The organism is Bacillus sp. FSL R5-0820 (assembly GCF_038593385.1).
Classification (GTDB): domain Bacteria; phylum Bacillota; class Bacilli; order Bacillales; family Bacillaceae; genus Bacillus; species Bacillus altitudinis.
This window is the reverse complement of the sequence record NZ_CP151991.1, coordinates 40,036-52,346: the sequence shown is the minus strand read 5'-3', so window position 1 is coordinate 52,346 and position 12,311 is coordinate 40,036. Positions and strand designations below refer to the sequence as shown.

Genomic DNA, 12,311 nt, shown 5'->3' with positions numbered 1-12,311 from the left:
TAACCAAAAAAACAGAGGGTGCGCAAAGCCCTCTGTTCATATAAATGATTTGATGTGTTTATTTGAGCACTCTAATTTTCACTCGTTTATTTCCCCATTGATAAGCTGCCGACTTACTTGGGACGAACACATCAATTTTATTCCCTTTTATAGCAGATCCAGTGTCTGATGCAACGGCATACCCATAGCCTTCCACATACACTTTAGAGCCCAGCGGAATGACACTCGGATCTACTGCTATGACCTTTGCACCCGGATTTGCTTTTAAATTAAAGCCTGTAGACGTTCTACCTGTACATCCAGCACAGCTCGCTGTATAGGCTGTAGACGTCACATAGAACTCTTTTCCTGACGATTCATTACTTCTTGAAACCGCAGGTGACGCTTTAGGTTCCCTCTTGGACACTTGTGTACCAACGGCCACTAAACGATCCTTACTGTCTTTTGCAGTAACCTCTTTAATTAATTCTTTAGACACCACTTTGCCGTTTTCTTTCACAATGGCATAGTGCTTCTTTAATTTACCTTCTTCACCTTTTTCAAGCACCTTCTCTTTTCCTTTTTCAAGAGATCGATCCTTTTTATGTTTGGTATCAAAAGCAATTTTCTCTTCCACTACATCGGTGACTTTTTCCACCCGAGTGATCTTCACATCTGCGCTTTTTTTAGAAAGGTGACTATGTAACGCAGGTTTGATCTTATCGTGCTTCTTGAGCTTCAGCTCTTGTTGCTTTAAAAAGTCAGCGACCGTAGTCGAAGTGGTCCACACTTTCTTATCCTTTCCTCCATCGTTTAAGCTGACCTGGAAGGCCTGCTGAACCACAAGATCCATATTCTTTTTAATCTTGTCATTCTTTCCTGGAGTGACTTGGTCGTGCTTCCCAATATCTATCTTCTCATTCTTCAATAATGCTCCAACCGTCTGATCTGTTGTCCATATCGTTTTCTCTTTCCCATCTAGGGTGAGATGAACCGGTATAGCCGCATCATACACAATGTTCATGTTGTCTTGAATCTTTGTATTTAGACTTGGAGAGATATGATCCTCCGCCTTGGTCCTTATTCCAAGGTCTGAAAGCAGCTGTGCTACTGTCTCTTCATGTGTACGAATTGTCTTCTCTTTGCCATTGATTGAAATGGTAATAGACTGCTTAGTGAGCTCATGCGCACCGTAAGCCGTCCCAGTTCCAGCTAAAAGCAAGCAAGCGACTAGAAATAAAACCTTGCCTTTTCCTAGCTTGACAGAAAACAGATTTTTCATTTTTTGTACGATGAAAAACGCCTCCTTCTCCTCGGAGAGATTATATAGAGTATCTCAAAACCTGTCAACCCTTCCACCCACTGTACAAAAATGCTCGATTGTAAACCTATTATGGGAGATTTTTGGAAGGAAGGGAAGAAAGACTTATCGACAACTTATCCTATGAGGAGGCGCAAACGTGTAGAACTTTTTCGTTATGTTTCACAATTGGACAAGCTTAAACAAGGATTGACATCATATACTGTCAGTTTATACGGAAAACTTTTTTCGCATTTTCTGTTGTCAATGCAGCAAGCTCTTCAAAGCTCATTTCTCGCAATTCAGCAATTTGTTCTGCGATATATTTCACATAGCTCGGCTCATTCCGTTTCCCTCTAAATGGCGCTGGAGTTAAATATGGACAGTCTGTTTCAATCAACAGACGATCACTTGGAATATCCTTTACAACTTCCTTTGGTTTTTTTGCATTTTTAAATGTCACAGGTCCACCAAATGAGATATAAAAGTTCATTTCCATACATGCTTTTGCAATTTCGAGGCTGCCAGTAAAGCAGTGCATAATTCCTCCAACTTCTGCCGCTCCTTCTTCTTTTAAGATCGTCACTACATCTTCCGTAGCGTCACGGTTATGAATGATAATTGGCAGATTCACTTCTTTCGCAAGAGCAATTTGACGTCTAAAGACTTCTTTTTGCACATCTTTTGGCGACTTGTCCCAATAGTAATCTAGACCCATTTCTCCAATGGCAACAACCTTTTCATGTTGAGATAATTCTTTGATCCAAGCCAAATCTTCATCTGTCATATCAATGGCATCAACAGGATGCCAGCCGATGGCTGCATAAATAAAATCATATGCTTCAATTAGCTCCATCGCTCTCGTAATGGTTGGACGATCAAACCCGACCACCACAATCTTCTCTACCTTTTCACTTTTGGCTCTTTCAATCACCTGCTCTAAGTCTTCATTATATTGTTCAGCATTTAAGTGGGCATGTGTATCAAATAACATGGTTGATTGCTCCTTTCGACAATTCTTCTGAAAAACAAAAGGTGTTCGACGAAATGTTACACGTGGAACACCTTTGTTGAATTATAAAATTTTTGTTCCATTTGCTAGAGATTGATCTACTTCAAGAACCTGCAATTTACCACCAGTTTCTCCAGTTAAAATCATCCCCTGGGAAATTTCCCCTCTTAGTTTAACTGGTGTGAGATTCGCTACGCAGACGAGCTTCTTCCCTACCAATTCTTCTGGTTGATAATGCTTGGCAATCCCTGAGACAATTTGTCTCTTTTCAAATCCAAAATCAAGCTGAAGCTTTAAGAGACGATCAGCTTTTTTCACTGGTGCTGCTTCCAATACTTGTGCTACACGAAGGTCAACTTTCGAAAAATCATCGAAGGCGATTTCGGCACCCAGCTCAGGTAATTCAGTTTCTTCTATTTCAACTGTCTCTTCTTCTACCTTAGGCGCACTTCCCTGCATCTTCTCTTTAATGTATGCCACTTCTTCTTCAACCTCTAAACGAGGGAACAATGGCTCACCTTTTTGTACCGTCGCTTTTTGGATCGCACCGAAAGAAAGAATGCTTTCCCAGCTTTTGAGTTTCTCTTCTTCAATTCCAAGCTGGAAGAAGATTTTCTCAGGTGTTTTTGTTAAGAATGGCGTTAACAACACAGCTGTGATTCGGAGTGATTCTGCTAAATGGTACATCACCGAATGCAGTTCTTTTCGTTTTGTTTCATCCTTTGCTAACACCCATGGAGCTGTTTGATCAATATATTTATTTGTTCTGCTGATTAATGTCCAAACATTTGAAAGAGCCACTGAGAATTCGAGGTTTTCCATCGCTTCTTCATAGGCTTTCACCGTTTGTTCAGCTACAGCTTTTAGTTCCTCATCAAACTCATTGACTGGTCCCTTATAGCTGCTTAATGTACCGTCGAAGTATTTTTGCACCATCGCCACTGTACGATTAAGCAAGTTTCCTAAATCATTGGCAAGGTCATAGTTTACACGTTCCACGAATCCCTCTGGTGTAAACACACCATCTGCACCAAATGGTACTTCGCGTAGCAGATAATAACGAAGAGCATCAAGACCATAGCGATCAATTAACGTAACAGGATCTACTACGTTCCCTTTTGATTTAGACATTTTGCCATCTTTCATGAGCAGCCAGCCATGTGCAAAAATTTGTTTTGGCAACGGCAGATCAAGTGCCATAAGCATAATTGGCCAGTAAATTGTATGGAATCGTACAATTTCTTTCCCGACTAGGTGTACGTTGGCAGGCCAATATTTTTTATATTTTTCATCTTGATCGGTTCCGTAGCCAATCGCTGTTAAGTAGTTGAATAACGCATCAATCCATACATAGATGACGTGCTTCGGATTATTAGGTACTTTAATGCCCCAATCAAAAGTTGTTCTTGATACAGCTAAATCCTCTAACCCCGGTTTAATGAAGTTATTAATCATTTCATTCTTTCTTGATTCAGGCTGAATGAACGACGGGTTCTTTTCGTAATAGTCTAGTAAGCGATCAGCATACTTACTCATACGGAAGAAATATGATTCCTCTTTAATCAATTCAACAGGGTGTCCACTGTCTGGGCTTTTCCCTCCAATGACTTCCCCTTTCTCATTTCGCTCAACATCAACAAGCTGTGTTTCCGTATAGAATGTTTCATCAGGAATACTGTACCAGCCCTCATATTGATCTAAATAAATATCTCCTTGATCAAGCAGCTTTTGAAAGACTTGCTCAATGATTTTCGTATGTCTTTTTTCCGTTGTACGAATGAAATCATCGTTTGAAATGTCGAGTTTCTTCCATAGTGATTTAATGTCAGCAACGACCGGATCTAAATACTCAATCGGTGTAATATTTTGTTCTTCAGCTTTTTGCTGAATTTTTTGTCCGTGCTCATCAGTACCCGTTAAATACATCACATCATAGCCTTGCAGACGTTTATATCGAGCCATGGCATCCCCTGCCACTGTCGTATAAGCATGTCCAATATGTAATTTTCCGCTCGGATAGTAAATTGGTGTAGTCAGATAAAACGTTTTTTTCTTTTCCGGCATGTCGGAACCTCCTGCTTGTGTGTAAATGTCAAAAAACTCCCGCCCAATGGACGAGAGCGGTTATGAAATCATTAAAATGTGCATTATTCAATTATTTGTTGCGCTTGTGCTTCCTCTATGATACCATCTTAGCCTTTAAGATCAAGCATATATACATAGAACAAGATGAAAAGATCGAAAAAGAGGAGTTTTTCGAAAAAAACGACAAACCTGTCGACATTTTGTCGAATATTGTCGTATGAAATCTATTTCCAGATTTACAATTGGCTAAATTAGGGCAAAAGTCTTGTTAATCTGTTATCGTCATTTTTCATATTTTTATAGATAAATTCTGAAAAATCCTTATACACCGGTAGTTTCAAGGTCCTTTGACTTTAAGAGTCATATTTTACAAACAATAGTAAACAAAATGATTGACGATTTATGGAAACCTTGTTATGCTAGGAATGTAAGGAATTTGTCGAATAATGACGAAGATAATATTATATTAAGAATAAGAACTTTTTGGGAGGAGAATGAAGATGAAATCTACAGGTATTGTACGTAAAGTTGACGAATTAGGACGCGTGGTGATTCCAATCGAGCTTCGCCGTACGTTAGGAATCGCAGAAAAAGACGCTTTGGAAATTTATGTTGATGATGAAAAAATTATCCTAAAAAAATATAAACCAAACATGACTTGCCAAGTAACAGGTGAAGTATCAGACGATAACCTTAAACTTGCTAATGGTAAATTAGTTCTTAGCCGTGAAGGTGCAGAGCAAATCATTAACGAAATCCAAAACCAACTTCAATCACAAAAATAAGTTTTATATAAAAAGGTTCTTGCACCGTTTGCAAGAACCTTTCTTTATTGTTCAATATGATACGCATCATAGATCGTCCGCTTTGGCACACCACGTTCGACCGCAGTACGTTTAATAGCCTCTTTTGACGTTAACCCTTCCTCTATGTAATGGATCACGTGCTCTTTTTCAGATAAAGAATTCCACCAAGCTTCTTCATTCAGTTCTTCTTCATCCTGATCATTTCCTTGTACGACGAGACAGAACTCACCACGGATTTGTTGTTCTGTCACCCAAGTCAGCGCGTATTCTAAATCTCCACGAATAAACTCTTCAAATTTCTTTGTCAGTTCTCTCGTAATGGCAATATTCCGGTTCCCCCACACTTCTTTCATCACAGTCAGCGTTTCTTTTAACCGATGGGGCGCTTCATAGAAAATAATTGTTTCTTGGCGTTTCTTCAATGCTTCCAACTGTTTTTTCTTTTCCTTTTTTTGACGATCAAGAAAACCGTAAAAGAAAAATGGCTGTGGTGCGATTCCTGACGCAATAAGCGCCGTAAGTGCTGCGTTTGCACCAGGTAACGGAATGACATAGCCTCCGATGTTCGTAAAGTCTCGAACCACTTCGGCACCTGGATCAGAGATCGTCGGTAAACCGGCATCGCTCACGAGTGCAATATTCTTCCCTTCTTTTAACCATTCGATTAACTTGTGCCCACTGCTATCTTTGTTATGTTCATGATAACTCGTTAATGGGGTATCAATTTCATAGACATGACAAAGCTTTTTCGTTTGTCTCGTATCTTCTGCGGCAATATAGTCTACATCTTTTAACGTTTGTATCGCTCGAAATGTCATATCTTCTAAGTTTCCAATCGGGGTTGGTACGAGATAAAGAATACCCATTTCTGATTGACCATCAAAGCTTTTCTGTGTCTTTTTCATGTGCCGCCTCCTTTTTGATTCGCTTTTCTTCTATATACATGTCCTTTTTTCGACGTGTCCACGTTTTGAAACGATATTCCTGTTGCATGGCTTCTCTTTTGGTTAAAAAGCATTCGTGGTAATAGAGTTCCACCGGCCGTCTAGCTCTCGTATACTTTGCACCCTTCCCACTATTATGGGCAGTCAGCCTTTTTTGTAAGTCATTTGTATACCCAGCGTACAAACTGCCATCTGCACATTTCAATACATAGAAATAATGACTATGCTTCTCCATACAGTATCGTCCTGATTTCTTTTGTATACTCTTGGTCTTCTCCATAAACAAAAAGCGGCGGGAGGATTTTCAAATCCGGCTTTCCATCTTTCATCCCTTCCACTAAAATGGTATTCGCTTCTTTTCCCTGTTTCGGATATACAAATTGAATTCGTTTTGGCTCAATTCGGTATTTCTTCATCATTTCAACAATCTCAAGCAGCCGTCCAGGGCGGTGAACCATTGCCAGTTTGCCTCCTTGCTTTAACAAAGTGGAAGAAACACGAATGACATCTTCTAATGTACAATGAATCTCATGACGTGCGATCGCCAAATACTCATTTTCATTGATTTCATCCTTAGAAGGAGTCTTAAAATATGGCGGATTACAAGTAATCACGTCTACTTTGTGGTTTCCGTACCGTTTAGGCATATCATTTAAATCACCATGGATCAACTCAATCTGCTGCTCCAGTTGATTATGCGCCACACTTCTCTTTGCCATATCATATAGGCGTTCTTGAATTTCAACCCCTGTAATAGAGGCTTTAGATCTCGTCGAAAGCAGCAATGGAACGATGCCATTTCCCGTACAAAGATCAATAATCTCCCCTTTTTGAATCGGCACATACGCAAATTTTGCTAATAACACTGCATCCAATGAAAAGGCGAACACCGTTTTACTTTGAATAATTTTCATATCTTCTGCAAGCAAGTAGTCTAAACGTTCATCTTCTCTTAACGAAACCATGATGTATCCTTTCTTTTCCTGTGAAAAAGGCTCCCGATTCAGCGGAAGCCTTTTCTCATTTTTTATTTAAAAATGACAGACAGAACAAACAGTCTCCCTCTTTCCGAATGCTCCCATAATGTACATTACAAATATGGAAGCCCTCCTGATATAAACGAGCTAGGTTATCATGACCTTCTCCTATATCAGAATGACTTGGCTTCTGGGCAGAATCATGCTCTACCTCAGACGATTTATCTCGATCGGATTGATCCAGACGTTCACGCAAGTGCTGATTCTCCATCTGCAGCTGATGATTTTCTTCAATCACTTCACCGATATGATTTTTCAAATCACCTAGCTGGCGATAAAGAGAACCGATTTGTTCTTCTAAATTAATCACCGTATCAAATAGTTCCTTTTTATCCAAGGTGGCACACCTCGTTACTCAGTTGTTTGTGCAGATACAACGCCTTCTTGTAATAATTCTTCCCAAGTATATTCTATCACTTTTTCTTGCCCGGTTAATTCAACTTGCAAAATTCGTTCTAAAATATTAAGCCCTACTACCTTTGCAGAGCCATTAGACGTCTGAATCGTTTCACCGATGTCCGGTAATTGTTCTTTTGCTGTTTCGTACTCATCATTCTCATATTTCAAGCAGCACATTAAACGGCCGCAAAGCCCTGAAATTTTGGTAGGGTTTAACGAGAGGTTTTGATCTTTTGCCATTTTAATGGACACAGGTTCAAAATCTCCTAAGAAAGTTGAACAGCAAAGCATACGTCCACACGGACCAATGCCGCCTAGCATTTTTGCCTCGTCTCTTACACCGATTTGACGAAGTTCAATTCTCGTCTTAAAAATAGATGCAAGATCCTTGACCAGCTCACGGAAATCTACTCTGCCATCCGCTGTAAAATAGAAGATGACCTTGTTGCGGTCGAATGTAAATTCGACATCGACCAGCTTCATTTCCAGGCCGTGTTCACTTACTTTCTGAAGACATGTGTCAAAGGCTGCCATCGCTGCTTCTTTGTTCTCCTCAACGATGAGCCGGTCTCGTTCGTCTGCGACGCGAATCACCTTACGCAAAGGGAGAACCACATCGTGTTCATCTACTTTTTTATTGGCGATGACCACTTGCCCGTACTCAACACCTCTGACTGTTTCTACAATGACACAACTATCATTTTCTATATGAAATCCATTAGGATCGAAATAATAGATTTTGCCCGCTTTTTTAAAGCGAACACCAATTACGTTGTACAAGCTTATCCCTCCTGCAACATCAACACCAATTGCTCCATTAGCCCTTGGGCATTCACGTTGGATTGAAGTCTCTTTTTCGCTTCTAATACAGCAAGGATCTGATTCGTCACCATCTGCTGTGTGGAATGCAGCGCGTGCTGCTTCATTGTCTGGAATAAGTCTTGATAAATGACTTTATCTTCATTTCCTATTTGAATCGACAATACATCACGATATATAAATAAAAGCATATCAAGACCAGTTTCTTGAAGGTCTTTCTCTTTGAAAAAAGGCATCCATTGATCTTGTATATAAAAAAATGCATGTTCTTTTCGCTGGTGTAAGACTTCATACAATTTTATCACTTTCGCTCTAGACTCTGCAAACTGATCATTTCGACTTAATTCGAGTGCTTCTGCTAAATTATTGGTTAAATTCGACAAAAGCCTTGCGAGATCCTGAGACACGCCTTCTTGTAAAAGCTGCTGCTCCAAAGATTGCGGCTGTAGCGGCTGAAAGCTAAGCATCTGACATCTTGAAATAATCGTATCTAGCATTTTATGCGATTGTTCAGTGATTAAAACTGCCATCGTTTCCCGGTTGGGCTCCTCTAGGAACTTTAATAAACTGTTCGCAGCATTGACCGTCATTTTGTCCGCATGGAGAATGATATACATTTTCCGATGCGATTCTACGCCTGCTTTTGTAAATTCCTCCTGCAAAGCCTGCACTTGCGCCTTCTTAATTGATTGACCGTCAGGCTGCACTAGATGTAAATCTGGATGGTTGCCAGACTGAATTCTTTTGCAGTTTTGACAGGACTCACATGGTTTCACTCCTGCTTCCAAACAAAAAAAGCTCTTCGCTAAAAGCATCGCAGCATCTAGCTTTCCGGTCCCTTTTCTTCCTTCAAATAAGTAAGCATGAGCCAGTCGGTCTTTATCAATACTATTAAAAATCAGCCGCATGACGCGCGGCTGTAAATCATTCATGTCATCCCAGCTAATTGCCATGTTATCACTCTCTATGTGTAAAGGTTAATCAATAAACCTTTTATTTCTCCAATACGTTCAAGCAAATCAATCGAGGGTTTCTCCTGATTCATCATATCCTCTGTTAACTCAATCAGCTTTTCATCTAATGCTTTGACTAAAGCGAGTGTTCGTGTGTTGCCATAAATGTCAAAGCTCCTTGATGTCTCTATATTTAATCCATTATCGACTGTTTCTTTTACAAAGCGTTTCACAAGTCCTTTAAACCTAGCCAAATCTTTAAGGTTTCGTGACTTTGTCAGTTTCTTGCCAAAGACTTCGATATCGCTCAGCATGACTGTCAGCTGCTCTAAACGCATTTTACCACTTTGTGTCTCCATCGATGATTTAAACGATGCTGAAGTTTGGCTTCCTTTCATCGCTTGAAGTTCACGCTTTTCTAAAAGCAGCCGCATATCTTGATTAATTTTCACAGCAACCCATCCTTAAAATTGATGAAATTGTTCAACTGGCAGAATAAAGACGGTAGCTCCACCAACTTCAACCTCAACAGGGTATGGTACATATGAATCTGCATTTCCACCCATTGGTGATACAGGCGCGATCATTTGATCACGTTTACGGCAATTTTCCTTGATTAGCTGTAACGCTTTATCCACTCGGACATCATCACAACCAATGATAAAAGTCGTATTCCCAGACTTTAAAAATCCACCAGTCGAAGCTAATTTTGTCACGCCGAATTGATGTTCGGTCAATATTTTCAATAACTTGCTGCTATCTTGATCCTGTACAACGGCAACAATTAATTTCATTTGATTGGCCTCCTTCATTTTAGGCACAGGTGACATGCCGATGTCTTCCTCTATATTATAACAACGATTGGGAATGAGGTCATATTTGATTTTTCTTTAATGTGTCCTGAATCAGCTGAAACACTTCATTAAAGACATCCTGAACAGCCTGAGACGCATCTACTACACGGAATCGTTCTGGTGATTGCGCAATAAGCTGCTCATATCCTTCTCTGACCATTTGATGAAAATTCAGTGTTTCCATGTCTAATCGATTTTTTTCTCTTCCTTGATTGGCATCAATTCGCTTTAGACCTTCCTCTGGTGTAATGGAAAAGTAAATGGTCATTTGCGGCATCGTGCCATTAATGGCAAAATCATTAATGGATTTGACTTCTTCAATCCCAAGCCCTCTCGCATAGCCCTGATAAGCAAGGGAGCTGTCGACAAAACGATCACATAAAACAGTTTCCCCCCGCTTCAATGCCGGTTCTACTTTCTCAGCCAAATGCTGCCTTCTAGCTGCTGCATAAAGCAATGCCTCTGTTTTTGCGTCCATTTTTGTATTTTTTTCATTTAAAATGACTTCACGAATTTGCTCTGCAATATCAATGCCTCCGGGCTCACGTGTCGCCATCACTGCATAGCCTTGACGTTCCATTTCTTCGTACACTTTTCGAATCACTGTCGTTTTTCCAGCACCCTCTGGCCCTTCAAACGTAATAAACATACCGCTCATAGTGTCTCCTCTTCTATATAAACATATAATTTTCTCTGGTGAATCACCTGACTTGCTTGCACATGAACTTGATGCCCAAGCAAACGGCTTAACGTCTCAACTTGATCTGATTCAATAGGTTCTCCTTTGATCATCAAAGGAATGCCAGGCGGATAGGGAATGACCGATTCTGCACTAATCCGGCCAGCTGCTTTTTCGAATGGAACAGCTTCTACATCTCGCTTTTGCTGATCGTGCTCTAAGAAGAGCGATCCCGTTTGAGGCTCTTTTTTTATAAGCAATGAATCACTTTGCTGAAGAGCCTGCTCTATAGCTGTAAAAGGAACGTCCTTTGTCTGTCCTAGACCAAAAACGAGTAAGACTTGATGTTCATCCGCAAGTTCTGGGTGAACCTCCACCGACTCAAGCACCTTTTTTAGTTCATAGCCTGTCAGCCCTTTTGTTGAACGAATGACACATTTTAATGGATCCATAGGTAAAGAGTCAGACTCAACCACTTCGAGATTGGAGATCATATTGAACTGTGCTTTCAGATTTGCCAAGTCTCTCATGATTTCGTCCATTAACCCTTTTCCCTTCAACTCCTCCACATAAGCTCTCGCCACATCTAACGAAGCCATAATTGGATAGGAAGGTGAACTGCTTTGAAGCATCGTTAATAACGTCTTTATCCGCTTCACATCAATTCGGTCTCCTTGAAGATGAAGATAAGACCCCATCGTCATTGCCGGAAGGGTTTTATGTGCTGATTGTACCACCACGTCTGCTCCATAGGAAAGGGCAGATGGAGGAAAGGCACCGCCTAATACAAAATGAGCACCATGCGCCTCATCAACTAATACAATGATGCCAGCTTCATGACACATTTGAATGAGCCCTGATAAATCCGCTGCATGTCCGTAGTAGTTCGGATATGTCAAAACGATTGCCCGGCAGTTAGGATGTGTCGCCATAGCTTGTTTGACTGTTTCCTCCGTCACGTGAGTTGGGACGTGCAAGTACGGATCACTCTCAGTTTCTAACATAATAGGCGTCGCTCCCGCAAGCTCAATCGCATGGAACACAGACTTATGACAATTTCGCTGAACGAAAATGCCCTCCCCAGCCTGACACGCAGACATCACCATTGCCAAATTGCCAACGGTTGTGCCATTCACAAGGAAAAAACTTTGTTTAGCTCCATATAGCTTTGCCAATAAATCCTCTGCCTCTTGAATCACCCCAGTCGGATGGTGAAGATCATCTAGACCTTCAAGTTCTGTCACATCCAGCTGAAGAATGGATGCATAATAGGACCGTGCCTCATCAAAAAAGACATCTCCATTGTGATGTCCCGGAACGTGAAAAGAATAGGGCTTCTTTTCCGCATGTTGTGATAATGCTGTATATAAAGGTGTTTTCAAACAAATCGACCCTTTTCACTTAAACGATATCTTATATCTATTATAACGTTCAAACAAGTGAA

The 12,311-nt window shown here is 40.5% G+C and carries 14 protein-coding genes; 1 reads left to right on the top strand and 13 read right to left on the bottom strand.

Annotation, left to right across the window (positions count from 1 at the left end):
- Positions 1-58 precede the first annotated feature (58 nt).
- The 3 genes from NST15_RS00270 to metG all read right to left on the bottom strand — a co-directional run bounded on the left by NST15_RS00270 (position 59) and on the right by metG (position 4,355).
- On the bottom strand, positions 59-1,261 hold the full coding sequence (locus NST15_RS00270) for a ubiquitin-like domain-containing protein (RefSeq protein ID WP_342498754.1): 1,203 nt from the start codon (positions 1,259-1,261) through the stop codon (positions 59-61).
- 244 nt (positions 1,262-1,505) lie between these two features.
- On the bottom strand, positions 1,506-2,273 hold the full coding sequence (locus NST15_RS00265) for a TatD family hydrolase (RefSeq protein WP_007496220.1): 768 nt from the start codon (positions 2,271-2,273) through the stop codon (positions 1,506-1,508).
- 81 nt (positions 2,274-2,354) lie between these two features.
- The gene (metG, locus tag NST15_RS00260; RefSeq protein ID WP_008341884.1) at positions 2,355-4,355 is read right to left on the bottom strand and encodes a methionine--tRNA ligase; all 2,001 of its coding nucleotides are present in this window, start codon (positions 4,353-4,355) and stop codon (positions 2,355-2,357) included.
- A 515-nt stretch (positions 4,356-4,870) separates the two neighbouring features.
- Between metG and NST15_RS00255 the strand changes: the two genes are divergently transcribed.
- Positions 4,871-5,161, top strand: coding sequence for an AbrB/MazE/SpoVT family DNA-binding domain-containing protein (locus tag NST15_RS00255; RefSeq protein WP_087975202.1), 291 nt, complete (start codon positions 4,871-4,873; stop codon positions 5,159-5,161).
- Positions 5,162-5,205: 44 nt separating this feature from the next.
- On the opposite strand, the gene rsmI is transcribed toward NST15_RS00255, so the two are convergent.
- The 10 genes from rsmI to NST15_RS00205 form a co-directional block, all read right to left on the bottom strand.
- A complete protein-coding gene (gene rsmI, locus NST15_RS00250) occupies positions 5,206-6,087 on the bottom strand; it encodes a 16S rRNA (cytidine(1402)-2'-O)-methyltransferase (RefSeq protein ID WP_008341890.1) in 882 nt (293 codons plus the stop codon).
- Complete coding sequence (locus NST15_RS00245; RefSeq protein ID WP_019744059.1) at positions 6,062-6,361, bottom strand: GIY-YIG nuclease family protein; 300 nt, start codon at positions 6,359-6,361, stop codon at positions 6,062-6,064. Before NST15_RS00245 ends, rsmI begins: the two co-directional genes overlap by 26 nt.
- Positions 6,348-7,091 (bottom strand): tRNA1(Val) (adenine(37)-N6)-methyltransferase, encoded by a 744-nt coding sequence (locus tag NST15_RS00240; protein ID WP_046527641.1) that lies wholly within the window; start codon positions 7,089-7,091, stop codon positions 6,348-6,350. Before NST15_RS00240 ends, NST15_RS00245 begins: the two co-directional genes overlap by 14 nt.
- A gap of 55 nt (positions 7,092-7,146) precedes the next feature.
- A complete protein-coding gene (gene yabA / locus NST15_RS00235) occupies positions 7,147-7,500 on the bottom strand; it encodes a DNA replication initiation control protein YabA (protein ID WP_342498753.1) in 354 nt (117 codons plus the stop codon).
- A gap of 14 nt (positions 7,501-7,514) precedes the next feature.
- Positions 7,515-8,342: a stage 0 sporulation family protein gene (locus NST15_RS00230; protein ID WP_007496230.1), complete on the bottom strand. Its 828-nt coding sequence runs from the start codon at positions 8,340-8,342 to the stop codon at positions 7,515-7,517.
- Positions 8,343-8,344: 2 nt separating this feature from the next.
- Positions 8,345-9,334: a DNA polymerase III subunit delta' gene (gene holB / locus NST15_RS00225; protein WP_065461504.1), complete on the bottom strand. Its 990-nt coding sequence runs from the start codon at positions 9,332-9,334 to the stop codon at positions 8,345-8,347.
- Between the two features lie 11 nt (positions 9,335-9,345).
- Positions 9,346-9,786, bottom strand: a complete 441-nt coding sequence (locus NST15_RS00220; RefSeq protein ID WP_008341898.1) for a YaaR family protein — start codon at positions 9,784-9,786, stop codon at positions 9,346-9,348.
- Between the two features lie 12 nt (positions 9,787-9,798).
- Positions 9,799-10,128 carry a cyclic-di-AMP receptor gene (locus NST15_RS00215; protein ID WP_012008640.1) on the bottom strand — a complete coding sequence of 110 codons (330 nt, stop codon included), beginning with the start codon at positions 10,126-10,128 and terminating at the stop codon, positions 9,799-9,801.
- A gap of 79 nt (positions 10,129-10,207) precedes the next feature.
- On the bottom strand, positions 10,208-10,846 hold the full coding sequence (gene tmk / locus NST15_RS00210; RefSeq protein ID WP_342498752.1) for a dTMP kinase: 639 nt from the start codon (positions 10,844-10,846) through the stop codon (positions 10,208-10,210).
- Positions 10,843-12,249, bottom strand: a complete 1,407-nt coding sequence (locus tag NST15_RS00205; protein WP_035704076.1) for an aminotransferase class I/II-fold pyridoxal phosphate-dependent enzyme — start codon at positions 12,247-12,249, stop codon at positions 10,843-10,845. Before NST15_RS00205 ends, tmk begins: the two co-directional genes overlap by 4 nt.
- Between the last annotated feature and the right edge of the window lie 62 nt (positions 12,250-12,311).

Coding starts and splice junctions, on each gene's coding strand:
- NST15_RS00245 (WP_019744059.1), bottom strand. CDS start 6,361: ATGGAGAAGCATAGTCATTATTTCTATGTATTGAAATGTGCAGATGGC.
- NST15_RS00265 (WP_007496220.1), bottom strand. CDS start 2,273: ATGTTATTTGATACACATGCCCACTTAAATGCTGAACAATATAATGAA.
- NST15_RS00255 (WP_087975202.1), top strand. CDS start 4,871: ATGAAGATGAAATCTACAGGTATTGTACGTAAAGTTGACGAATTAGGA.
- tmk (WP_342498752.1), bottom strand. CDS start 10,846: ATGAGCGGTATGTTTATTACGTTTGAAGGGCCAGAGGGTGCTGGAAAA.
- holB (WP_065461504.1), bottom strand. CDS start 9,334: ATGGCAATTAGCTGGGATGACATGAATGATTTACAGCCGCGCGTCATG.
- metG (WP_008341884.1), bottom strand. CDS start 4,355: ATGCCGGAAAAGAAAAAAACGTTTTATCTGACTACACCAATTTACTAT.
- rsmI (WP_008341890.1), bottom strand. CDS start 6,087: ATGAAAAAGACACAGAAAAGCTTTGATGGTCAATCAGAAATGGGTATT.
- NST15_RS00240 (WP_046527641.1), bottom strand. CDS start 7,091: ATGGTTTCGTTAAGAGAAGATGAACGTTTAGACTACTTGCTTGCAGAA.
- NST15_RS00215 (WP_012008640.1), bottom strand. CDS start 10,128: ATGAAATTAATTGTTGCCGTTGTACAGGATCAAGATAGCAGCAAGTTA.
- NST15_RS00270 (WP_342498754.1), bottom strand. CDS start 1,261: ATGAAAAATCTGTTTTCTGTCAAGCTAGGAAAAGGCAAGGTTTTATTT.